The sequence below is a fragment of the Pseudolysinimonas sp. genome (assembly GCF_049651805.1).
In the GTDB taxonomy this organism is placed as follows: Bacteria; Actinomycetota; Actinomycetes; order Actinomycetales; family Microbacteriaceae; genus Pseudolysinimonas_A.
On the sequence record NZ_JBASCU010000024.1, the window covers coordinates 1 to 21,979 of the forward strand.

A 21,979-nucleotide genomic window follows, 5' to 3' on the forward strand; every position below is an offset into this window, starting at 1 on the left:
GTCGAGCACGAACTGGCCGAACTCCGCACCGCCGCTCAGCGCGAGGTCGCGGATGCCCGCGAAGCCGCCGCCGCCCTCGCCCGCGAGACGGAACGCACGCGCGCCGAGTTCGAGGCCGAGAGCTCCCGCCTGCGGTCGGATCTCGAGCGCGAGCTGGAGGAGGCACGCACCAACCTCGAACGCGACACCGCCGACGCCCGCATCGCCCTCGAGAACGACACGAAGGCCGCGAACGAAGCACTGGATGCCGACACCCAACGCGCCCGCGCGGAACTCGAGGCGTCGACGAAAGCCTCGCAGGCGGCGCTCACCGCCGAAGCTGCCCGGGTTCGCGCCGAACTCGAGGCGGAGATCACCAGCGGCCGCGCCGCGCTCGACGCCGAGCTCAGCGGCGCCCGCGAGGCGTGGGATGCGGAGTCGAGCGGGGCGCGCAGCGCGCTCGAGGCCGAACTCGCGCACACCCGTTCCGAGGCCGAGAACGAGATCGCCCAGGCGCGCGCCACGCTCGCGTCGGAGGTCGAGAAGCAGCGCACCGACCTCGCCCGCGAAATCGCGAAGCAGCGCGCCCAGATCGCCCAGGAGGTCGAAACGACCCGGGCGCGCATCCAGCACGACACCGAGGGTCTCCAGGCGAAACTGCTGGCGACCGCCGAGCAGGCGCGTGCCGACCTCGAGGTCGAGCTGACCGCGCGTCGCGACGAGGCCGAGAAGGAGTACGTGCGCAAGCACCAGGAAGCCGCCGAGGCGACCCAGAAGTACCTCGATGAGGCCCAAGCACAGCTCGCCGAGGCGACGAACGCGGCCGCCGAGCAGCGCGCCGAGGCGCAGCGACTCGCCACTACGAGCAAGGCCGAGGCGAAGGCCCTGCTCGACGACGCGAAGGCGAACGCCAAGAGCCGCGTCGATGAGGCCGAGAAACGCGCGAAGGATCTCATCTCCGACGCCGAACAGCGGGCGTCGAAACTGTTGGGCGACGCCGAGGAGCGTCTCGTGCAGATCCGCCTCGAGCGCGAGTCGGTCGCCGGCTACATCCAGAGCCTGCGCGGTGTTCTCGCGTCGGCCGAGAAGATCGCCGAAGACCACGGCTTCCCGGCCGGGGTGCCCGACGACGAGCCGCTCGCCGTCGAGGCGGCGGATGCCGACGACACCGCCAACGACACCGCCAACGAGGCGGACGAGGCGGATGCCGGCGAGGTCGACGAAGACACGCGCGAGCGCGAGCACGCGGGCTGACCCGCCGCCTTCGTGGCGCGGCCGGGGTAGGGCCAGGAGCCGCTAGCCTTGCGTTCGTGAAGATCCAGAACGCGTTCCGGTTCGGGCTGTTCGGCGGCCTCGGCGTCCTTGTGGCGATCGGCATCGGCGCCGCGCTCGGGTCGCTCGCGACCATCCTCACCTACGTCGGCGCGGCACTGTTCCTGGCTCTCGGTGTCGACCCGCTGGTCTCGTGGCTCGAGAAGCACGGCTGGAAGCGCCCCGTTGCGATCCTCGTGGTACTCGCCGGAATCCTCGCGATCGTCGCCGGTTTCGTGCTCGCCATCATCCCCGTCATCGCCGATCAGGTGAGCACCCTGATCGAGCGTGCCCCGGGCATCTTCGACGAACTGGTCGGCCAGCGTGCGCTCGAGATCTGGTGGGACCAGACCCTGCCCTGGCTGCCTTGGGCCGACGTCGTCACCAACATCACCGACTTCTTCAACGACAACCTCGCAACGATCACGGGCGGCGTCCTGACCACCGTCGTCGGAATCGCGGCGGGCGCGTTCGGCGCCGTCATCGTGCTCATCCTGATGCTGTACTTCGTCGCTTCGCTGGCGAGCATCAAGCGGGGTCTCTACCAACTCGTACCGGCGACGAAGCGTGAGAAGTTCATCGATATCGCCGAGCAGATCATGGACTCCGTCGGGCGTTTCGTCGTCGGTCAGGTGTCGATGGGCCTCGTCAACGGCATCCTCTCGATCATCTTCCTGACCGTGCTCGGCTGGATCCTCGGCGACCCGATGGAGTACGCCGTGCTGCTGGCCTTCCTGGCCTTCCTGTTCTCGCTCGTGCCGCTCGTCGGAACGATCACCGGGTCGATCATCATCACCCTCGCCGTGTGGGCGTTCGACGGCTGGCCGGCCGTTCTCGTCGTCGGCATCTGGTACCTCGTCTACATGCAGGTCGAGGCGTACCTGATCAGCCCGAAGGTCATGAACCGCGCGGTCAAGGTGCCCGGCGTCGTCGTCGTCGTCGCCGCGCTCTCCGGCGGCACGCTGCTCGGCGTGCTCGGGGCCCTCATCGCGATCCCTGTCGCGGCGGCGATCCTGCTCATCATCAAGCAGGTCATCATCCCGCGGCAGAACGAGCTGTAGGTCTCGATACGCGCTGCGGCGCTACTCGACCAACGACGAGGCCTTCTTCAGCAGCACGTCTCGAGCGTCGACCCGGCTCCGAGCGGAGCGCGGGCGGCCCACTCGAGCGATGAGCCTCCTACTCAGGACGCGAACGACGACAGCCGGGATCGACTTCCCCCGAAAAGGACCTTCGGGTCACTCGCCCCAGGTCGTCGGCAGCGGCAGCGCGGCCGGGTTCACGCGCTGCACGATCTCGCTCAGCACTCGCGCGGTGTGGGTCTCGCCCACCCAGAGGTGCTTCGCGTCATCGACGGCGACGAGCTGCACATCCGGCAGCACCGCGAACTTCTCGCGCGCCGCGTCGGGTTTGAGGAAGTCGTCGAGTTCGGGCACGAGCGCGACCACGGGAACACCGCGGTCGGCCCATCGCGCCAGCTCCTCGGGCGTCGTGCGCCGCAGCGGCGGCGACAGCAGGATGACGCCCTCGATCGGGAACGGCAACCCGTGCTTGAGCGCGACCTCGGTACCGAACGACCACCCGACGAGCCAGGGATGAGGCAGGCCCCGCTCCGCGACGAACGCCATCGCCGCGGCGAGGTCGAGCCGTTCGTCGATACCGTCACCGAAACTGCCCTGCGACGTGCCGCGCGGCGACGTGACCCCGCGAAAGTTGAAGCGCAGGACGGCGAGGTCGGCGAGAGCGGGCAGCCGGGCCGCCATCTTGCGGATGACGTGGGAATCCATGAAGCCGCCGTGCGTCGGCAGGGGGTGCAGGCAGACGAGCGTCGCGACCGGGTGCGTCTCGAGCGGCAGCGCCAACTCGCCGACGAGTGTGAGCCCGTCGTCGGTGTGCAGTTCGATGTCTTCCCGGCGGGCGGGCAGCTCGACCCCGGCCCGGATCTCGATCGTCACGCCGCGCCCCTCAACTGCGGATCTTCCAGCAGTGCGAGTGCCAGTGTCGCCGGGCGGCGAGGTCGTCGGCCTCCCCCATGATGCCGTCGGCGCGCCAGGTCACGAGGTGGGCGGTGCCCGGTTCGATCTCCAACCCACAGCCGGGGCAGAGATAGTTCTTCATGGCCGAGGATGCCGACTGCGGCTGCACGTTCCACGCCCCGTCGCGCTTGACCTCGCTGCGCAACCGGCCCGCGAGTGCCCGCTCGAAGTCGAGCTCTGCCTGCTCCTCGCGACGGCGGTTGGAACGAGGCATGACCCCACCCTAAAACGACCGGTGGCGGATCAGCACCAGCGGCTCAGTACCAGCGGCTCAGTACCAGCCCCTGCGTTCGCTGTGCTCCCATGCGCCACAGGGCGTGCCGTAGCGCCCGGCGATGTAACCCAGGCCCCAGGTGATCTGCGTGACCGGGTTGGTCTGCCAGTCGGCGCCCGCGCTGGCCATCTTGTCGCCGGGGAGGGCCTGCGGAATGCCATAGGCCCCGCTCGACGGGTTGTTGGCGTAGACGTTCCACCGCGACTCACGATTCCACAGCGCGACGAGACACTCGTACTCGCTCTCATCCCAGCCGTAGGCGAGCACCATGTCGTAGGCGATCGCCTGCGCCGTTCCGGCATCCGGCACACCGACAGCCGGGGCGGTTCGGATGCGGCTGACGCTGAAGCCGTCGCGGGCGGCCCCGGGGTTCTCGGGGTCGCCGAGCGCGAAGCCCTGGCCGGGCTGAACGGATGACGCGGGAGCGGCCTGCGCACCCTCCCCTTGGGTGAACGACGACACCGCCGACAGCGACGAGACTGCGAGAAACGCCAGCGTCACGATCGACGCGAATGAGGGCAGCGACCAGCTGGAGCGCACATGGCGCTCCACGATCTGTTCCGGCACACGGGGACTAAACGGTGCCCCCCGCCGGCGATAGCCGCTCACAGTTGGCCGAGCTTACGCGGCGCACCCGACAAAAGGCAGAACCCAACCCGGGGGACCGGCCACCGCATCCTGGTCGCGGCATCCCGCTACGGGGTCTTGACCGCCTGTAGGAGGTCGACGACGGCGTCGAGCACGACATCCACCTGCGTCTCGAGGTAGCCGCCCCGCTGGGCCGCGAAGACGACGCCGCGCACGTCGGCGACCGTCAGCGGGGTGCCCTGCTGGAGGTAGCGCACGATGCGGTCGGCGAACGCGTCGACGTCGCGCACCGAGTAGCCACCGGTGAGGATGCCGACGCGATCGAAGCGGTGGCCGCGCGGCCGGGTGCAGCGGTCGAGAAGCACCTGCGCCTCGGAACGCGCCCGCTGGTAGGCGCCCTGGTTGCCGAGTTCGGCGAGCGCTCGATCGCGTTCCCGGGCGGCGAAGGCGTCTTCGAGCCGTTCCAGCGCGGAGTCGACGTCGGCCGGCGAGTAGCCGCCGCGCTTCATGGTGAAGCCCATCTGGCGAATCGAGGCGGCCGTCACCACCTGAGCTGATCCCCGGTCGCCGGTGTACGCGCGACGCGCGTCCTCGAGAAAGTCCTCGACCTCGTCGATGTCATACCCGGAACCGCGCTTCACGCGGGGAAAGGTCGTGCTCACGACCTCCATGCTACGGGGCGCTCGGATGCGAATTCGCCTAGGCGAGGCTGGTCACGACGAGGTAGATCACATAGGCAACGGCGGCCGACGGCAGGATCGAGTCGAGGCGGTCGAGGAACCCGCCGTGTCCCGGCAGCCAGGTGGAGATGTCTTTCACCCCGAGGTCGCGCTTGATGAGCGACTCGGTGAGGTCGCCCATCGTGCCGACGAGGGCGAGCAGCACCCCGATCACCAGGCCCACCCACCAGGGCTGGCCCAGCATGAGCCACCCGAACAGGATGCCGGCGACCACGGCGGCGACGACCGAGCCGGCGAAGCCCTCCCAGGTCTTGCCGGGGCTGATGGTCGGCGCCAGCTTGTGTTTGCCGAAGGCGAGGCCCGACGCGTAGGCGCCGATATCGGTGACGACGACGATGACGATCGACGCGAGCGTCCACCACTCGCCGCCCTCGAGTCCGACGAGCACGACGTACAGACCCGCCATGAAGGTCACGTACACCTGCACGAAGGCGCCGGCCCCGATGTCGCCGAACAGGCCGCTCGCGCCCGCCCGGTGGCTGGGTCGCAGCTGCTCGCCCAGGCGCCACAGCGAGACGATCACGATGCCGGCGAGCAGCGCGAGCCAGAGCCCTTCGACCCCGAAGAAGAAGGCAACGGGCACCGTCGCGACGGCGACCACGGTCGACACCACCCGCGGCACGTCGCGGCCCGCATACCGCAGGGCGCTCGCCAGCTCGAAGACGGTGAGGGCGATGAACACCGCCGCGAGGATCATGAACAGCCACTTCAGGAGGATGAGGCTCACCAGGAAAAGTCCGCCGAGGGTCAGCCCGATGCCGATCGCGGCGAGCAGGTTGCGCCCGGTACGCGCGTTGATCTTGGCGTTGGCTTCATCGAACTGGGCGCGCGCCTCTTCGACGCGATGTTCGAGGTCGTCGAACGGGGTGGGCCTTTTGGCCGGCGGAGTCTGGGGAGGCGGAGTCTCAGCCATCAGACCTCGAGCAGCTCGGCTTCCTTGCGCTTGAGGGCGTCGTCGATCGCGTCGACGTGATGCTTCGTTGCGGCGTCGAGTTCCTTCTCGGCGCGCGCGATTTCGTCTTCGCCGACCTCTTTGCCGAAGGCATCCAAATCGTCCTTCGCCTTGCGACGCACGTTGCGGATCGCGACCTTGGCGTCTTCGCCTTTGCCACGCACGATCTTGATGTACTCCTTGCGGCGATCTTCGGTCATCTCGGGCATGGTCACGCGAATGATCGCGCCGTCGTTGGTCGGCGTCGCGCCGAGGTTGGGGAAGGTGGCGATCGCGCGCTCGATCTCTTTGAGCGCCGACTTGTCGTACGGTGTCACGATGAGGGTGCGCGCCTCGGGGTTCTGCAGGCTCGCGAGCTGGGCGAGCGGGGTCGGAGTGCCGTAGTACTCGACGAGGATCTTCTGGAACAGGGCGGGGTTGGCACGCCCCGTGCGTACCGTCGAAAAGTCGTCTTTGGCGACCTCGACCGCTCGGTCCATCTTGTCGCGGGCTTCGGTGAGGACATCGGCGATCGTCACGGCACACTCCTTCGCATCCGTTTCCCGAGCTTAGGCGTTCGCGCGGATGTCTAGCGCGCGACGGCCAGCACGGCGATTCCGGCCAGACCGACGAACACGACGCTGATCTCGCGCGCGCGAGCGACGACGGCGACCGGCGCGAGCTGTAGGGCGAAGAGGATGCAGGGATACGCCGTCGGCGGCAGCACGGCGACGACGAGTACCTCGCGCCAGTGGGTGCGCACGGTGGCGCGTACGACGCCCCACGGCCGCCCGGCGGGGATGCCCGCAGCACAGCCTCGACGAGGTTGGTTCCGGCGTGCAGCAGGATCGGGATGAGCGCCAACCCGGCAGCCCCCACGGAACCCCCGCGCCGCAGTCCAATTCGTCGGGCCACGAAGCGGGTCGAGCAGCACGACCACGACTGGCTGGTCATTCCGGGGCCGTCACGAAGTCGATGAGCAGCTCGACGCGACCGAGCAGCTCGGGTTCGAGGTCGCCGTAGCCGCGCACCCGGTCGAGGATGCGCTGCCAGGCCGCCGCGACCGCCGCTGGATCGTCGTGCGGCCAGCCGAGGGCTGCACAGACGCCGTGCTTCCACTCGACCTCGCGCGGGATCACCGGCCACGCCGCGAGCCCGAGCCGTGCGGGTTTGACGGCCTGCCAGACGTCGACGAACGGGTGCCCGACGACGAGCACGTCGGGGCTCGCCACCTGCGCGGCGATGCGGCTCTCCTTCGAGCCGGCGACCAGGTGGTCGAGGAGCACGCCCGCGCGGCGGCCGGGCGCCGGCTCGAAGTCGGTGAGGGCATCGGACAGGTTGTCGGCGCCGTCGAGGAGCTCGACGACGACGCCCTCGACCCGCAGGTCGGCGCCCCACACCTTCTCGATCAGCTCGGCGTCGTGGCGGCCCTCGACGTAAAGGCGACTCTCGCGGGCGACGCGGGCACGCTGCTGCGACACCGCGCGACTTCCGGATGCCGTACGGGCTGTCGGCGCGGGCGCGGCACGCGGGGCGACGAGGATGACGGGCTCGCCATCTACGAGGAAGCCGGCGCCCAGCGGGAACGCCCGCACGCGCCCCTTGCGGTCTTCGAGTTCGACGGTCTGCTTCGCAACGCCGACGACCGCGCCCACGAAGCCGTCGGCACGTTCGACGACGAGATCGCGGTCGGCCGGCACCTCGGGAACGACCGGGCGGCCCGCGGCGCGCCAGTCACCGGCGAGAACGTCCTCGCCGTAGCGATCGGTCACGCGCGGACCAGTGTCCCCAACCGATCGCCCTTGAGCGCCCTCGTGATGTTGCCGGCGGGCTCCATGCCGAACACGACCATCGGCATCCCGTTGTCCATGCAGAGGCTGAACGCGGTCGAGTCGACGACCTTGAGGCCCTGCACGAGCGCCTCTTGGTACGAGATCTCGTCGAGCTTCTTCGCCTTCGAGTTGGTGCGCGGGTCGTCGTCGTAGACCCCGTCGACGCCGTTCTTCGCGACCAGCACGGCATCCGCGCCGATCTCGAGTGCGCGTTGGGCGCTCACCGTGTCGGTCGAGAAGTACGGCAGCCCGGCGCCGGCGCCGAAGATCACGACGCGGCCCTTCTCAAGATGCCGCTCGGCCCGCAGCGGGATGTAGGGCTCGGCGACCTGCGTCATCGCGATCGCCGACTGCACCCGCACGCCGGCTCCGGCCTGCTCGAGGAAGTCCTGTAGAGCGAGGGCGTTCATCATCGTGCCGAGCATGCCCATGTAGTCGGCCCGGCCGCGGTCCATGCCGCGCTGGCTGAGCTCCGCGCCGCGGAAGAAGTTGCCGCCGCCGACGACCACCGCGATCTCGACCCCGCCTTCGTCGGATGAGTTCTTCGGCGCGGCTGCGGCGATCTCGCGGGCGATCGCGCTGACGACGTCGGGGTTGACCCCGAGCATCCCCCCACCGAACGCCTCACCCGACAACTTCAGAAGTACGCGACGACGCTTCTGCTTCTTCTTGGGCACGATCCCCAGCGTAACGGGCGCGCGTTACCAGAAGATGTCGACCCCGGGGAGCGTCGAGAACGCCCGATCCGCGGTGACGAGGCGAGCACCTTCGAGGATGCTCTGGGCCGCGAGCATCCGGTCAAACGGGTCACGGTGCTCCCATTCCAGGCGACCGGCCAGCAGGCCGTGGCGACTCGCGATGGGCAGCTCGACCATCCCGAGCTTTGCGACACTTTCTGGGAACGTCGCGACGAGCGTCGCCGCCTCAGGGAATCGCCCGATCCGATGCTTCATCGCGATCTCCCATGGCGTGACCGGCGAGAACACAAGGTCATTGCTCGCATCGCTGATCGCGTCGCGCGCCGTTGCTGAAAGGCGCGCCGAATCGTAGAGCGCCCACCACACGACATGGGTGTCGAGCAGAAGCCTCATAGGCCGCCGCCCTCCCAGAGCTCGAGTTCGTCGTCGGGCAGCGGGTCGAAGAAAACTGAATCAGGGACGGGGCCAAGCTTCAGAAACCCCAGCTCGCGTCTCGGCGGTTCCACGATCGCGATCAGCCGGGCGACGGGACGACCCGCGCGCGCGATGGTGATCTCTTCGCCCCGCTCGACGCGGGCCAGTAGCTCGGACAGTCGGGTCTTCGCATCCTGCACATTCACCTGCTCGGCCATGTTGACCAAGTTTACTTGGTTCACCTCGTGCCGGCCAGGTCTTCAGGCGCGATCCACCGGAACCCGTCGTCGTGCGCCAGGATCGGCCCGCGCCGCACCACCCCGGCCGCGCGGCATGCCCGGTCGACGACGGCGAACCACTCCCGATCGCCCGGGGTCAGTTCGTGGCGGCCGGGCCGCTCAAGCACGACGACGATGCTGCGAGGTCGCACCTCGTCGACGAGATCGGCGACAAACGGATCGAGCCGGTCGTGATGCTCCTCGTCCGGGCGATCCGGCACGTCGAAAGGGATCAGGAGCGGCAGCTGGCGGTCGCCCGCATCGAGGAACATGAACCACAGCTGCTGGCGATAGGCGCCCTCAACCAGATCGCGCACCCTCTCGAGCAGCGCCTCGTCGGTAGCGAGCGAAATATCGGCCACGTCATCAAACGGAGAGATCGGCATCCCCCGACTCTCCAACGCCCCGGATGGCTCGGCCCGAAGCGCAGTCCCGGATTGTGCATCCCGGCGCCAAGGAGCAGCTGGGGAGGACAAGCCCCCAAGTCTCAGCAAAGACGAGGGAGGCTGGTGGCCTTTCTGAAAGTCAATCGGGGGAGGGGTCCCCGCTCTTGACTTTCAGAAAGGCCACCAGCCTCCCGTGCCGCGTAAAGCTAGGCGCCCACCTTGAACCGGGTAAACCCACTGATGGTGAGCCCGGCATCCTTGGCGACGTTCGCGATGATCAGCTTGTTGTCGCGGGCGTACTCCTGCTCGAGAAGCGACACCTGCTTGAAGAAGGCGCCGAGGCGACCTTCCACGATCTTCGGCAAGGCGGCTTCGGGCTTGCCTTCGTCGCGGCTGATCTGCTCGACGATGCGGCGCTCGTTCTCGACCTCGGCCGGCGGCACCTCGTCGCGCGTGAGGTAGATCGGCGCGGCGAACGAGATGTGCTGGGCGATGCCCCGCGCGGTCTCGGCGTCGTCACCGGTGTAGGCGACGACGACACCGATCTGCGGCGGCAGGTCCTTGCTCGTGCGGTGCAGGTAGACGGCGAACTTCTCGCCAGCGACCCGGGCGACCTGACGCAGTTCGACCTTCTCGCCGATGATGGCGGCCTGGTCTTCGATGAGCGAGCCGACGGTGCCGCTGCCGGTGGTGACGGCGAGCGCCGCATCCACGGTCTCGGCGCCGGAGTCGGCGAGCGCCCGCACGACCTGGTCGGCCAGCGCGATGAACTTCTCGTTCTTGGCGACGAAGTCGGTCTCGCACGCGAGTTCGATCATCGTGACCGCGGTGGCGGATTCGACGACGGCGATGAGGCCTTCGCTCGTGGAGCGGTCGGCACGCTTCGCGTTGCCCTTCGCACCCTTGAGCCGCAGGATCTCGACGGCCTTCTCGATGTCACCGTCGGCTTCAACGAGCGCGTTCTTGGTGTCGACCATTCCGGTGCCGAGCCGTTCGCGCAGCGCCTTCACGTCTTCCAGGCTGATGGCCATGGATGTTTCCTAACTTCTCGTGCTTGTCGTCTGGTTATTCGGCGACCGGAGCCTCGGCCTGGTCAGCCGGCTCCTCGGTCTTCTTCGCGGCGGGCTTCTTCGCTGCCGGCTTCTTGGCCGGCTTCTCGGCTTCAGCCTCAGCGGGAGCTTCGGCCTCGGCCTCGGCGGGGGCCCCAGCGGGCGCCTCGGCAACGTCAGCTTCGGCGGCAGGCTCCTCAGCAGCGGGCGCGACGGGCTCCTCGGCAGCGGTCTCTTCGACGGCGGCGGGCGCCGCAGCTTCGGAGGCGCCGAGCAGTTCGGCTTCCCACTCGGCGAGCGGCTCGACGGCCGACACGTTGCCTTCGGCGGCCGGCGCGGCGTGACGTTGCACGAGACCTTCGGCAGCGGCATCCGCGATGATGCGGGTGAGCAGGGCTACCGAGCGGATCGCGTCGTCGTTACCCGGAATCGGGTACTGCAGCTCGTCGGGGTCGGCGTTGGTGTCGAGGATGCCGATGATCGGGATGCCCAACTTCGTGGCCTCGTCGACCGCGAGGTGCTCGCGCTTGGCGTCGATGACCCAGATCGCGCTCGGGGTCTTCGTCAGGTTGCGGATACCGCCGAGCGACTTGTGCAGCTTGGTGAGCTCGCGCTTCTTGATGAGCAGTTCCTTCTTCGTGAACCCCTTGGTGGTGTCCTCGAAGTCGACCTCCTCGAGCTCCTTCATGCGCGCGAGGCGCTTGGAGACCGTCTGGAAGTTGGTGAGCAGCCCGCCGAGCCAACGCTGGTTGACGTAGGGCTGGCCGACGCGCTGCGCCTGCTCGGCCACGGTCTCCTGCGCCTGCTTCTTGGTGCCGACGAAGAGCACGGTGCCGCCGTGGGCGACCGTCTCCTTGACGAACTCGTACGCCTTGTCGATGTACGCGAGCGACTGCTGCAGGTCGATGATGTGGATGCCGGAGCGCTCGGTCAGGATGAAGCGCTTGACCTTCGGGTTCCACCGGCGGGTCTGGTGTCCGAAGTGAACGCCGCTGTCGAGCAGCTGGCGAATGGTGACGACGGCCATGGCCGTACTCCTTTTTCTCAGTTGTCTGATCATCTGGCGGATGCCGTGATCCCTAGTGCCCGGGCGCGCATCCGCCGCTCTCTTCCGAGAGAGGACTGAAGGAATTGGGCCGGTGTCTCGCAGCTAGCGCTGCGTGGGCACGCGAAGTCACTCCCACAAGGGAAGTGCGGGTTCGAGTGTAGCAGCGCGGGCGATTGAAGGACTACGCTGGGCCCCTGTCCGGGTACCGGCCCTGATGAGATTGGAGGATCCGATGAACACCGACTCTGTCGTGACCGCGATCCGACCCCTCATCCTCGAGGCCACCGCCTGACCTGACTCGGCGTGGCCTCCTCATCCGGAAGCCACTTCATTGAGCCATATCTTCGGCGACGATTTCGTCGTCCCCACTTTCACCTTTGCCGACGTCGAACCCGGTGTCGGTCAACGCTGGTCCACGTGGCCGGCGATCACGCCGAGCGAGCGCGGTCCTCAGCCGTGGCCCGACTGGGTCGTCACGGCGCGGGCGGCGATGGACACCGAACTCGGGGTGCTGAAAACCGGCAAGGAGGCCGACGTGTTCCTCATCGAGCGGGCGATTCCCGGGGAACCGGGCGTCATCCTCGCGGCGAAGCGCTACCGATCACCGGATCACCGCGACTTCCACCGGTCGAGCGTCTACCGCGAGGGCCGCAGCGTCGAGAAGAAGAGCCGCGACCAGCGAGCCGTCGAACGCGGCAGCAGCTACGGGCGGCGGGTGGCGGCGGCCGCGTGGTCGTACGCCGAGTTCGAGGCGCTGTCGCGGCTGCACGGGATCGGGATACCGGTGCCCTACCCGGTACAGGTCAACGGCACCGAGCTGCTCATGGAGTTCATCGGCGACGGGCTGTCGGCGGCGCCGCGACTGTCGGCATCCCCCGCCACCGGCACCGAGCTCGCCGACCTGTACGCGCAGGTCGCCGCGATCGTGCTCGCCCTGGCCCACGAGGGGTGCGCGCACGGTGACATGTCGCCGTACAACCTGCTCGTGTACGAGGGGCGCGTCGTGGCCATCGATCTGCCGCAACTGGTGGATGTCGTGGCCAACCCGAACGGGATGGCTCTGCTCGAGCGCGACTGCCGCAACGTCTGCGACTGGTTCACGCGGCGCGGCCACCGCTGCGACGGAGGCGAGCTGTTCGCGCAGGCGGTGGCGGAACTGCTGTGAGGTCAGCGGCCCGGTGACGTTGCCGACTCGAAGAGTTCCTCGACCGCGACCCCGGAGGTCGACCCCCACTCGCGCAGCGTGTCGATGACCGGAGCGAGGGAACGTCCGAGGGGGGTGAGCGAGTACTCGACGTGGGGCGGGATGACCGGGAAGACTTCGCGGTGCACGATTCCCTGCTGCTCCATCGTGCGGAGGCGTTCGGTGAGGGTCTTCGGGCTGACCCCCGGGAGCGCATCCCGGAGTTCGCCGAACCGACGGGTGCCGCGCTCGAAGAACTCACGCAGCACGAGCAGCGTCCACTTGCCGTCGAGGATGCGCACGGCGCGATCGATCGGGCACCCTGGTGAACCCATGGATTCCACCCTTCTTAGTTTCGTGGCGGAAACTACTCCACTATTTTGTAACTACTTTACTTTGTGAACTGCCGGTGGTGAAGCTGGTCTCCGCTCCGACGGTCGGAGCCCTCGAAGGGAGACGCCATGCGTCGCACCATCCTCCGCATCACCCTGGTCGTCGTGACCGCGTTCCAGGTCGCACTCGCCCTCATCTTCACGTTCGCCTCGGGTCCGTTCGTCGCCGCGGTCGGCCTCGACCCCGTGCCCGCCTGGGTGCCATGGATATTCGCCATGTTCGGCGCCCGCGCCCTGGGGTTCGCGTACGGATTGGTGCTCGCCTTCCGCGATCCCGTCCGTCACCGCTCGTGGATCGTCGCGATGATCGGCGTGCAGGCCATCGACTGGGTCACGACCCTGGCATTCATCGCGACCGGCCTGCTGACGGTGGCGCAAGCATCCACCGCCTTGTTCCTGCCGCCGTTGTTCGTCGTGGGGCTTCTCATCGGGTTCCCGCGCGGCGGCGCCTTCGACGTCGCGCCCGTCGCACCGCGGCCGGAGCACGCCGCCGCCTGACGTCCTCCCCAGCCTGACAGTGGCGGGTCGCTCCCCCGTCCGAGGCCGTCGCCGTGCGCGGCTCGGACGGGGGCGACACCCTGAACGGATGCGACCGCCTCGCCTTCTCGCAGCCCTCGCGGTGGTTCTCACCCTCGGCTCCTCGCAGCTGTGGGCGTGGCCGGTACCGGCACCGCATCCGATCGCCCGGCCGTTCATCGCGCCCGAGACGCCGTACACGGCGGGTCATCGCGGGCTCGACATCCGGGCGGATGCCGGGGTCGAGGTGCGTGCGCCCGCCGCGGGAGTCGTGCACTTCGCCGGGTTCGTCGTCGACCGACCGGTCATCTCCATCCGGCACGCCGGCGGAGTGCTGTCGTCGTTCGAGCCGGTCGAGCCGGTCGTCGCGACCGGCGATCGGGTGGCACAGGGGGAGGTCATCGGCACCCTGCTGCCCGGACACTGCGCCACCCCGTGCCTGCACCTCGGCGCCCGCGTCGACGGGGAGTACGTCAACCCGCTGCTCTTTCTCGGCGGGATCGAGCACGCCGTGCTCTACCCGCTCGAGTGACCCGCCTCTGTCGCGAGCCGCGCGGTCAGGGCGTCGAGGATCAACTCGAGCCCGTGATCGAATTCGTTGCCGTACGCGTAGTCCTGCCCGACGATCATCTCGTTGACCATCTCAAGCATGTAGGGGTAGCGCTCGTCGAACGTCGGGAGTTCGGCCACGAAATCCTCGACCCGCTCGCCCGGCTTGAACGGCAGGTTCTGCTCCGTGAGCACGAATCCGTACACGTACGCGTCGAGGACCGAGAATGCGTGCGCGGCGAGCACGACACTGAAACCGTTGCGGCGCAGGCATCCGAGCACGGCGTCGTGGTGCTCCAGCAGCACGGGCCCGGCGGCGCGCCGCGACTCGACGAGGGTGAGCCCCCAGGGATGCGCCGACAGCACCTCGCGGGCGGAGTGGGCTCGCGCGCGCATCCCGTCACGCCACCCCGCCTGCGGCGACGGCGATCCGATACGGCCGAACACCCAGTCGGCCAGCTCGTCGAGGAGCTGCTCTTTGGCCGCGATGTGGTGGTAGAGCGACATCGCCTCGACGCCGAGTCGCTTGCCGACGCTGCGCATACTGACGCCGGCCAGGCCGCTCTCGTCGGCGACGGCGGCTGCCGCATCCACGATGCGCTCGCGCGTGAGGGGGGTTCGTGCCGCCATGCGCCCTCCCGAGTTGCACTCTTACGTCTGTAAGGCTACGGTACCTCAACAGTGACTTACAGGCGTAAGGAGAAGCGAATGCGTGCAGTCGTCGTCGAGCGGTACGGCCCCCCCGAGATCGCGCAGATGCGCGAGGTGCCCACCCCGAGCCCGCGGGCGCGTGAGGTGCTCGTGCGCGTGATGGCGGCTCCCGTGACGAGCGGCGACGCCCGTCTGCGCTCCGGCCGCTTCCCCAAGGGTTTCGCCGTGCCAGCCCGCGTGGTGATGGGTGTTCGCGGGCCGCGCCACCGCATCCTCGGTGTCGCCTTCTCGGGTGAGGTCGCGGCGCTCGGTGAGGGCGTGCGCGGTTTTGCCGTGGGCGACCGCGTGTCGGGCATGACCGGATCGCGGATGGGCGCCCACGCCGAGTTCTTCGTGACGACGCCCGCGAAGCTCGTCGCCACCCCCGCGTCCGTCACGCACGATGCGGCAGCCGCGGTGCTGTTCGGCGGCATCACCGCCCTCGACTATCTGCGCGACAAGGCGGGGCTCACGGCCGGTGCGACGGTGCTCGTCAACGGCGCCTCGGGCGCGGTCGGCACGAGCGCGGTGCAGCTCGCACGGCACTTCGGGGCGAAGGTGACCGGAATGACGAGCGCCGCGAATGCGGAGCTCGTGAAGCGCCTGGGGGCCGAGCGCACGATCGACTACCGCCGAACGTCGCTCGACGTGCTGCAGGCCCGGGGCGAGCGTTTCGACGTCGTGTTCGACACCGTCGGCAACGTCAGCCCGGCGTCCGGCCGCGCGCTGCTGGCCGAAGGCGGCGTGTTGCTGCTCGCCGTCGCGGGGCTTGGTGAGATGCTCGCGGCGCGCGGGCCGGTGAAGGCCGGCCCGGCATCCGAAAGTCGCGAGGTCATCGAAACGGTGCTGGAGCTGACGGCGGGCGGGGTGCTCGACCCGCTCATCGAGGCGTCGCATCCGCTCGGGGGAATCGTCGATGCGTACCGGCGGGTCGACTCGGGCCGCAAGGTGGGCAACATCGTCGTGCGGCCGGGTGCCTGATGGACCCGACGCGCATCGTGCTCGCCGCCTGCTGGGTTTCGCTCATGCTGATCTACCTGTTGGGCGACGTGCTGCGCATCTTCGCAGGGCACTTCACGCCGGGTCGCATGGCGGGCCGGGAGGCCGCCGGGTGGATGTGGACGGTCGCCGCGGTCGTGATGCTGCTGCCGATCGTGATGATCCTGGTCTCGCTGCTCGTGCCCGCGACGCCGCTCGTGTGGATCACCGTGATCGTGGCCGGATTCCTGGTCATCTTCAACCTCTCCGGGCTACCGTACGAAGGCTTCTACGACAACATGCTCATCGTTGTCGGGATCTTGCTGAACGGTGTCACGATCTGGCAGGCCCTCGCGTGGCGACCCGAGGCTACGGTGGCTGGATGACCGACGGCGTGCGCAACCTCATCGAAGCCCTCTCGCAGGTGACCGACCACTGGTCGGCCCACCGGGTGGTGAGCATCAACGACTACGACGTGAAGGTCGTGAAGGTGCAGGGCGAGTTCGTCTGGCACACCCACCCCGAGACCGACGAACTCTTCCTCGTCGTATCGGGGCGACTGACGATCCAGCTGCGCGACGCTGACGTCGAACTCGGCCCCAACGACCTCTATGTCGTGCCGCGCGGGGTGGAGCACTGCCCACGCGCCGACGAAGAGACCCACGTCGTGCTCGTCGAGCGGCGGGGCACCGTCAACACCGGCGACGCGGGCGGCGACCGCACCGTCGAGGTGCGCGAGCTCTCGTGAGCGTCAGGCCCGCGGGTGGGCGAGCTGGTACGACTCCTTGAGGCGTTCGGCCGAGACGTGGGTGTAGATCTGTGTCGTCGCGAGACTCGCGTGGCCGAGTAGCTCTTGCACCGCCCGCAGGTCAGCTCCCCCGTCGAGCAGATGCGTCGCGGCGGTGTGCCGGAACGCATGCGGGCCGGCCGGACCGGAGCCGGGCAGGTCGGCGAGCAGCCGCGCCACGAGTTCGTACACCGCTCGCGTGCTGAGCGGCCGGCCGCGGGCACTGACGAAGATCGTGCCCGGGTCGTCGCGACCGTCGAGCAGCGCGGCCCGCGCGTCGTCGAGGTAGCCGTCGAGCGCACGGCGGGCTGGGATGCCGAACGGCACCACGCGCTGCTTGTCGCCTTTGCCGGTCACCCGGAGGGTCATCCGCTCCCGGTCGAGATCGGCGACCCGCGCTCCGACGAGTTCGCTCACCCGCAGCGCGGACGCGTAGAGCAGTTCGATCAGGGCGAGGTCGCGTACGGCGTTCGGCTCGGTGGTGCTCGCTCGGGCGGCGAGGTCGTCGAGCAGTTCGTCGACCTGGTGGCGGGTGAGCACGCGCGGTAGGTGCCGATCGGGGCGCGGGGCTTTCAGGCGCACGCCGGGGTCGGCATCCGCTGTTCCGGTCGTCGCGAGCCACTTGGTGAAGCCGCGGGCGGCGGCGCTACGCCGGGCGAGGGTCGACTTCGCGAGGCCCGCCGTGGAGCCACGCCACAGCCAGCCGCGCAGCAGCTCGAGGTCGAGGCCGCCGGTGTCATCGACGCCGGTGCTCTCGGCGAAGCCGGCGAGGTCGGCGAGGTCGGTGCGGTAGCCGCGGATGGTGTGCACGCTGAAGCCGCGATCGAGTTCGAGGTGTCGGGCGTACCCGTCCATCGCGGCGCGGAGATCCACAGGGCAATCGTCGCGCCAACCGGTGACGAAGCCGGAGTGCCCCGCCGCCTATGCCCCTGCCGCGCTCGACTCCACTTCGGCGAGGTTGAACGTCGAGGTCTTGCTCGAGAACGCCGCGATGCGCTCGTCGTGGGTCAGCTGGGCGAGGCGCTCGAGCACCGAGTCGGGGAACCCCGACACCGGCCGGGTCTCGCTGACCGGCACGACGGAGTGCAGAATCTGGTCGTCGTAGACGTGCACCAGGTTGATCGACTGCGCCCCGTCGACCCCGAGCAGGCTGCCCACCGGCGCACTCGGATCGATCGTGTAGCAGGTGGCCGCCGCGACCGACACCGGGACGCCGGCGAACATCCCCGACATCGCATGGTGCAGGTGTCCGGCGAGGATGGCGCGCACGTCGGTGCCGCGGATGACGTCGGCCAGCCGGTGCATGCCCTGCAGTTCGAGGATGGCCATGATCTCGACCGGCGAGGGCAGCGGCGGGTGGTGCAGGGCGAGGATCGTGCCGTCGGGCGCGGGTTCCGCGAGCACGTCACACAGCCAACTGAGCTGGCTGTCGAGCAGGTCGCCGTGGTGGTGACCCGGCACGGTGGAATCGAGCGAGATGATGCGCAGCCCGCCAACCGTCTCAACGCGGTCTTGCGGGGCGGTGGTCTCTTCGCCGAACAGACCCGCCGAGTATTCGGGGCGCTCGTCGTGGTTTCCCATGACCCAGACGATCTTCGCGTCGATCTTCGCGGCGGCCGGTTCGACGATGCTGCGGAGGCGCGCGTAGGCGTCGGGCTCGGCGAGATCGGCGAGGTCGCCAGTGAAGACGAGGGCCTCGATGGGCAGATTCGACCGGCCGAGCAGTTCGAGTGCGTGCACGAGCGGCGGGTCGGTGTCGACGCTTCCGTAGAGCGGGCGGCGCCCGCCGAGCAGGTGGGTGTCGGAGATGTGCGCGATCACGTGCCGCGCCGGGGGGAATTGGCCCAGTTGCACCATGCGCGCACTCTACGCGGTGGGGTCCGTCGCGGGGATCGTCAGGATGTTGTCGAGGTTGACCACGGAGCCGTGTTCGAGACCGTTGCGCGCGCCGACGACGACCTCGGTGGACAACCCCCGCACGATCGAGGTGATCGGCGCGACCGTCACCCGGCGAAGATGTGGCCGCACGAGTTCGCGGGTGAGAACGAGCACCGGACGGAGCCACCCGTGCGCGTCAAGATCTCGACATCGGCGAGGGCGAGACGCCGTCGCCGATCGCGCTCCAGGGCGCGGGTCACGACGGCCGCTCGACTCGGAGCGCGACTGTGATGCCCAATGCTCCCATGGTGACCCTCAACTCGACACCCGACGCCAGCCGGTCGGACCCGCGACGGCGAGCCCATCGAGTTCGAGCATCCCGAGCTCGGCGCGCACCGCGTCGATCGACATCCCGCAGATGGCGGCGATCTGGGGCACGAAGCGGCCGGAGCGAGTGAGGGCGTCGAGCACGCGGATGCGTTCGGGGCTCGGGTCGCCCGTGAAGAGCGTCGGCGCGCCCGAGGGGTCGACGAGTTCGGCCATCTCCTGCGCGGTGGTGACGCAGACGGCGTCGTATTCGCGGATGAGGCGATGACATCCCGCGGATGCCGACGACGTGACCGGGCCCGGCACCGCGCCGAGCGGGCGGCCGAGCTGGGCGGCGTGCCCGGCGGTGTTGAGCGACCCCGACCGCCACCCCGCCTCGACGACGACTGTGGCGCTGGCAGCGGCCGCGATGAGCCGATTCCGCTGCAGGAACCGCCATTTCGTCGGAGCGGTGCCGAGCGGCACCTCGGAGACGACCGCACCGCGCTCGACGATGCGGGTGAGCAGCGTCTCGTGCGCGCTCGGGTAGAAGCGATCGACTCCCCCGGCGAGGAACGCGATCGTCGCCCCACCACTCGCGAGAGCCGCGCGATGGGCGGCACCGTCCACCCCGAATGCCGCCCCTGAGATGATCGCGAATCCCCGGTCGACGAGCCCGCTCGCGGCCTCGATGGTGACGTGTTCGCCGTAGCCGGTCGCCGCACGCGCTCCGACGATCGCGATCGACCGTTCGAGTCTCCCGAGCAGAGATGCGTCGCCGCGCACCCAGAGCGCCGGCGGCGCGTGGACCCCGAGATCGTGGAGGCCCACCGGCCACTCCGGGTCGCCCGGGATCACGAGTCGCGCCCCGAATCGGGCGGCCTGCCGCAGGTGCAGCGCCGTGTCGACTTGGCGGACACGCGGACGCCACCGGTCGAGTGCCTCGGCAAACGAGCCGCCCGCGACCTCGTCGAGCGTGGTTGCCGCTGTGCCGATGGCGAGATGCTCGACACTCTGCGTCACACCGGTGGCCGCGATCAGACGCCCGGCGTCGGCATCCCCCGGTTCGGCGATCGCCGACCAGCGTGCCCGCGCGAACCGTTCGGCGATCGCGTCGCGGTCGAGCTCGCGGTCGGGCGTGACGGCACGCACCAGGGCAGCTGCCTCGGCGGCGGGAACCCGGGCGATCATGCCGCCGCCCTCCGCAACAGCAAGGCACGGCCCACATGACTTGCGTCGGGGCGCGCGGCGTCGTCGAGATCCGCGAGCGTCCAAGCCATCCGGAGCACGCGGTCGTACCCGCGCATGGTGATTCCGCCGCGCTCCAGCGCCCTGTCGAGTACGGCCGTCGCGCCTCGAGCCGGAACCCCGGCGGGCGACCGCAGCCAAGTGCCGGGAACCTGAGCGTTGAGCCGCCAGGGTGTCGCCGCGAGCCGCTGCCCGGCCACCGCCCGCGCGCGTTCAACCCGGCCGCGCGCGGTAGCCGAGTCGACCCGCTCCCCCTCGTCGGCGGTGCGCAACTGGGCGGCCGTGATGCGCTCGACGCGCAGGCGGATGTCGACCCGGTCGAGCAGCGGACCGGACAGCCGACCGAGGTAGCGGCGCTGCGCGAACGGCGTGCATAGGCACTCCTGATCACGCGACCCGGCGTTGCCGCACGGGCACGGGTTGGCTGCGAGCACGAGCTGGAACCGCCCAGGGAAGCGCGCCGTGCCCGCCGCCCGCGAAACCGTGATGACGCCCGACTCGAGCGGCTGCCGCAGGGCGTCGAGCGCGTGCGGTGAAAACTCCGGCGCTTCATCGAGGAACAGCACGCCATGTGCGGCGCGAGCAGCGGCACCGGGCCGCAGCATCCCGCTGCCTCCCCCGACGATAGCCGCGGGTGAGGCGGTGTGGTGCGGCGCCTCGAGAGGTGGACGGGTCACGAGTCGATCGCCGACCGGCAGTCCCGACAGTGACCGCAGCGACGAGACTTCGAGCGCGGCTTCGGTCGGCAGATCGGGAAGGATGCCGGGCAGCCGGCTCGCCAGCATCGTCTTGCCGGCCCCGGGCGGCCCCAGTAGGAAGAGGTGGTGCCCGCCCGCGGCCGCCACCTGCAGTGCCTCCACGGCATCCCGATTGCCGACGACATCCGCGAGGTCGCCTTCGTCGGTCGCCGCCGCAACGGCGAGCGACGGAAGCAGTAGGGGGTCGACCTCGAGCGGCTCGAGTGCCGCGCCGTGCCAGATCGCCGCTTCGCGCACTGACGCGACCCCGACGACCGCAATGCCGTCGACTAACGCCGCCTCGGCCGCATTGCCCGCCGGCACGAGCACGGTGCGGAACCCCGCCCGGGCCGCCGCGAGAACTGACGGCAGGATGCCGGGGGTCGGTCGTAGCCGCCCGTCGAGCGCGAGTTCACCGAGATGCACGACGCGATCGACGCTCTCGCGCGGCACGATCCCGTCGGCGGCAAGTGCCGCCATCGCGATGCCGAGATCGAACGTCGTTCCGTGCTTCGGCAGGGCGGCGGGCGAGAGGTTGATCGTCAGCTTGCGGTGGGTGATCGGACATCCGGCGTTCGCCGCCGCCGCCCGCACCCGCTCGCGCGCCTGCCCGAGGGCGAGATCGGGCAGCCCGATGAGCACGAATCCGGGCAGCTGATTCGAGATGTCGGCCTCGATGTCGACGACGGTGCCGTCGAGCCCCAGCAGGGCGATCGCGTGGGTGCGGGCGACGCGCGTCAGGCTGCCACTCATCAGAAGATCCCCTCGAGGTGCTCGATGCTGGCCGGGGCGTTGCGCGGCGCGATGACGCCGATCGCGTCGATACGCAGCCGGGTCGCTCGTCGCACGGGGCCGCGCGCCGCGAGCCAGGCCGCGGCGAGCCGACGCAGCCGCGACAACTTGCCGGGCGTGATCGCCTCGAACGGATGCCCGAACGCCGTGGACGTGCGGGTCTTCACCTCGATGAAGACGAGAGCCTCGCCGTCGAGCGCGACGAGATCGATCTCGCCCTCGGGGCAGCGCCAGTTACGGTCGAGGATCTCGTAGCCGCGCCCCGTGAGAGCGCGTTCGGCGATGCGCTCACCGCGTCGGCCGAGGTCGTCTTTCGCTGCCATGCCGTAAGGGTCGCGGATGACGTGAGGCTCGGGTCG

General features: G+C 69.5%; 29 protein-coding genes and 1 pseudogene. 8 read left to right on the forward strand and 22 right to left on the reverse strand.

All coding sequences use genetic code 11. The features are described from left to right. Positions 1 to 1,233: pseudogene (locus WBL06_RS05865) on the forward strand (hypothetical protein); the annotation flags it as partial. 56 nt (positions 1,234 to 1,289) lie between these two features. Beyond that, on the forward strand, positions 1,290 to 2,351 hold the full coding sequence (locus WBL06_RS05870) for an AI-2E family transporter (RefSeq protein ID WP_424455040.1): 1,062 nt from the start codon (positions 1,290 to 1,292) through the stop codon (positions 2,349 to 2,351). 177 nt (positions 2,352 to 2,528) lie between these two features. On the opposite strand, the gene WBL06_RS05875 is transcribed toward WBL06_RS05870, so the two are convergent. The 14 genes from WBL06_RS05875 to rpsB form a co-directional block, all read right to left on the reverse strand. Beyond that, the gene (locus tag WBL06_RS05875) at positions 2,529 to 3,245 is read right to left on the reverse strand and encodes an alpha/beta hydrolase (protein WP_424455041.1); all 717 of its coding nucleotides are present in this window, start codon (positions 3,243 to 3,245) and stop codon (positions 2,529 to 2,531) included. A gap of 10 nt (positions 3,246 to 3,255) precedes the next feature. Continuing rightward, positions 3,256 to 3,540, reverse strand: a complete 285-nt coding sequence (locus WBL06_RS05880) for a hypothetical protein (RefSeq protein WP_424455042.1) — start codon at positions 3,538 to 3,540, stop codon at positions 3,256 to 3,258. A 57-nt stretch (positions 3,541 to 3,597) separates the two neighbouring features. Continuing rightward, positions 3,598 to 4,167: a lytic transglycosylase domain-containing protein gene (locus WBL06_RS05885; RefSeq protein WP_424455043.1), complete on the reverse strand. Its 570-nt coding sequence runs from the start codon at positions 4,165 to 4,167 to the stop codon at positions 3,598 to 3,600. Between the two features lie 128 nt (positions 4,168 to 4,295). Further along, entirely contained in the window at positions 4,296 to 4,859 is a 564-nt protein-coding gene (locus WBL06_RS05890) for a DivIVA domain-containing protein (RefSeq protein ID WP_424455044.1), read from the reverse strand. Between the two features lie 28 nt (positions 4,860 to 4,887). Further along, a complete protein-coding gene (locus WBL06_RS05895; protein WP_424455045.1) occupies positions 4,888 to 5,841 on the reverse strand; it encodes a phosphatidate cytidylyltransferase in 954 nt (317 codons plus the stop codon). Continuing rightward, entirely contained in the window at positions 5,841 to 6,359 is a 519-nt protein-coding gene (gene frr, locus WBL06_RS05900) for a ribosome recycling factor (protein WP_424455097.1), read from the reverse strand. The genes WBL06_RS05895 and frr overlap by 1 nt, the downstream gene beginning before the upstream one ends. 89 nt (positions 6,360 to 6,448) lie before the next feature. After that, on the reverse strand, positions 6,449 to 6,622 hold the full coding sequence (locus tag WBL06_RS05905) for a hypothetical protein (RefSeq protein ID WP_424455046.1): 174 nt from the start codon (positions 6,620 to 6,622) through the stop codon (positions 6,449 to 6,451). Positions 6,623 to 6,809: 187 nt separating this feature from the next. Continuing rightward, a complete protein-coding gene (locus WBL06_RS05910) occupies positions 6,810 to 7,631 on the reverse strand; it encodes a DUF3097 domain-containing protein (RefSeq protein ID WP_424455047.1) in 822 nt (273 codons plus the stop codon). Next, positions 7,628 to 8,368 carry a UMP kinase gene (gene pyrH / locus WBL06_RS05915; RefSeq protein ID WP_424455048.1) on the reverse strand — a complete coding sequence of 247 codons (741 nt, stop codon included), beginning with the start codon at positions 8,366 to 8,368 and terminating at the stop codon, positions 7,628 to 7,630. The genes WBL06_RS05910 and pyrH overlap by 4 nt, the downstream gene beginning before the upstream one ends. Positions 8,369 to 8,392: 24 nt before the next feature. Next, positions 8,393 to 8,782 (reverse strand): type II toxin-antitoxin system VapC family toxin, encoded by a 390-nt coding sequence (locus WBL06_RS05920; protein WP_424455049.1) that lies wholly within the window; start codon positions 8,780 to 8,782, stop codon positions 8,393 to 8,395. Continuing rightward, positions 8,779 to 9,021, reverse strand: a complete 243-nt coding sequence (locus tag WBL06_RS05925) for a type II toxin-antitoxin system Phd/YefM family antitoxin (protein ID WP_424455050.1) — start codon at positions 9,019 to 9,021, stop codon at positions 8,779 to 8,781. The genes WBL06_RS05920 and WBL06_RS05925 overlap by 4 nt, the downstream gene beginning before the upstream one ends. Positions 9,022 to 9,041: 20 nt before the next feature. After that, the gene (locus tag WBL06_RS05930; protein WP_424455051.1) at positions 9,042 to 9,467 is read right to left on the reverse strand and encodes a hypothetical protein; all 426 of its coding nucleotides are present in this window, start codon (positions 9,465 to 9,467) and stop codon (positions 9,042 to 9,044) included. Between the two features lie 206 nt (positions 9,468 to 9,673). Then, positions 9,674 to 10,498, reverse strand: coding sequence for a translation elongation factor Ts (tsf, locus tag WBL06_RS05935; protein ID WP_424455052.1), 825 nt, complete (start codon positions 10,496 to 10,498; stop codon positions 9,674 to 9,676). Between the two features lie 34 nt (positions 10,499 to 10,532). Next, positions 10,533 to 11,543, reverse strand: a complete 1,011-nt coding sequence (gene rpsB / locus WBL06_RS05940; protein WP_424455053.1) for a 30S ribosomal protein S2 — start codon at positions 11,541 to 11,543, stop codon at positions 10,533 to 10,535. Positions 11,544 to 11,895: 352 nt separating this feature from the next. On the opposite strand from rpsB, the gene WBL06_RS05945 reads away from it, so the two are divergent. Then, entirely contained in the window at positions 11,896 to 12,729 is an 834-nt protein-coding gene (locus tag WBL06_RS05945) for a serine protein kinase RIO (protein WP_424455054.1), read from the forward strand. A gap of 2 nt (positions 12,730 to 12,731) precedes the next feature. Here WBL06_RS05945 and WBL06_RS05950 read toward each other — a convergent pair whose 3' ends face one another. Continuing rightward, positions 12,732 to 13,082: a winged helix-turn-helix transcriptional regulator gene (locus WBL06_RS05950; protein WP_424455055.1), complete on the reverse strand. Its 351-nt coding sequence runs from the start codon at positions 13,080 to 13,082 to the stop codon at positions 12,732 to 12,734. 126 nt (positions 13,083 to 13,208) lie between these two features. On the opposite strand from WBL06_RS05950, the gene WBL06_RS05955 reads away from it, so the two are divergent. Next, entirely contained in the window at positions 13,209 to 13,637 is a 429-nt protein-coding gene (locus tag WBL06_RS05955; protein WP_424455056.1) for a hypothetical protein, read from the forward strand. Positions 13,638 to 13,725: 88 nt separating this feature from the next. After that, on the forward strand, positions 13,726 to 14,187 hold the full coding sequence (locus tag WBL06_RS05960; RefSeq protein ID WP_424455057.1) for a M23 family metallopeptidase: 462 nt from the start codon (positions 13,726 to 13,728) through the stop codon (positions 14,185 to 14,187). On the opposite strand, the gene WBL06_RS05965 is transcribed toward WBL06_RS05960, so the two are convergent. Then, positions 14,172 to 14,834, reverse strand: coding sequence for a TetR/AcrR family transcriptional regulator C-terminal domain-containing protein (locus WBL06_RS05965; protein ID WP_424455058.1), 663 nt, complete (start codon positions 14,832 to 14,834; stop codon positions 14,172 to 14,174). The two genes, WBL06_RS05960 and WBL06_RS05965, sit on opposite strands and share 16 nt — an antisense overlap. 78 nt (positions 14,835 to 14,912) lie before the next feature. On the opposite strand from WBL06_RS05965, the gene WBL06_RS05970 reads away from it, so the two are divergent. The 3 genes from WBL06_RS05970 to WBL06_RS05980 are packed head-to-tail and all read left to right on the forward strand — an operon-like array spanning position 14,913 to position 16,620. After that, positions 14,913 to 15,875, forward strand: coding sequence for an NAD(P)-dependent alcohol dehydrogenase (locus WBL06_RS05970; RefSeq protein WP_424455059.1), 963 nt, complete (start codon positions 14,913 to 14,915; stop codon positions 15,873 to 15,875). Then, positions 15,875 to 16,258, forward strand: coding sequence for a hypothetical protein (locus WBL06_RS05975; protein WP_424455060.1), 384 nt, complete (start codon positions 15,875 to 15,877; stop codon positions 16,256 to 16,258). Before WBL06_RS05970 ends, WBL06_RS05975 begins: the two co-directional genes overlap by 1 nt. Continuing rightward, on the forward strand, positions 16,255 to 16,620 hold the full coding sequence (locus tag WBL06_RS05980) for a cupin domain-containing protein (RefSeq protein ID WP_424455061.1): 366 nt from the start codon (positions 16,255 to 16,257) through the stop codon (positions 16,618 to 16,620). The genes WBL06_RS05975 and WBL06_RS05980 overlap by 4 nt, the downstream gene beginning before the upstream one ends. A gap of 3 nt (positions 16,621 to 16,623) precedes the next feature. Here the strand turns inward: WBL06_RS05980 and WBL06_RS05985 are convergent, their stop codons facing one another. The 6 genes from WBL06_RS05985 to WBL06_RS06010 form a co-directional block, all read right to left on the reverse strand. After that, positions 16,624 to 17,532, reverse strand: a complete 909-nt coding sequence (locus tag WBL06_RS05985; protein ID WP_424455062.1) for a tyrosine recombinase XerC — start codon at positions 17,530 to 17,532, stop codon at positions 16,624 to 16,626. 48 nt (positions 17,533 to 17,580) lie between these two features. Further along, positions 17,581 to 18,516: a phosphodiesterase gene (locus WBL06_RS05990; RefSeq protein WP_424455063.1), complete on the reverse strand. Its 936-nt coding sequence runs from the start codon at positions 18,514 to 18,516 to the stop codon at positions 17,581 to 17,583. A gap of 9 nt (positions 18,517 to 18,525) precedes the next feature. Further along, on the reverse strand, positions 18,526 to 18,711 hold the full coding sequence (locus tag WBL06_RS05995) for a hypothetical protein (RefSeq protein WP_424455064.1): 186 nt from the start codon (positions 18,709 to 18,711) through the stop codon (positions 18,526 to 18,528). A 141-nt stretch (positions 18,712 to 18,852) separates the two neighbouring features. Then, positions 18,853 to 20,034, reverse strand: a complete 1,182-nt coding sequence (dprA, locus tag WBL06_RS06000) for a DNA-processing protein DprA (RefSeq protein ID WP_424455065.1) — start codon at positions 20,032 to 20,034, stop codon at positions 18,853 to 18,855. After that, positions 20,031 to 21,581: a YifB family Mg chelatase-like AAA ATPase gene (locus WBL06_RS06005; protein WP_424455066.1), complete on the reverse strand. Its 1,551-nt coding sequence runs from the start codon at positions 21,579 to 21,581 to the stop codon at positions 20,031 to 20,033. Before WBL06_RS06005 ends, dprA begins: the two co-directional genes overlap by 4 nt. Continuing rightward, positions 21,581 to 21,943 (reverse strand): YraN family protein, encoded by a 363-nt coding sequence (locus WBL06_RS06010; protein WP_424455067.1) that lies wholly within the window; start codon positions 21,941 to 21,943, stop codon positions 21,581 to 21,583. Before WBL06_RS06010 ends, WBL06_RS06005 begins: the two co-directional genes overlap by 1 nt. Between the last annotated feature and the right edge of the window lie 36 nt (positions 21,944 to 21,979).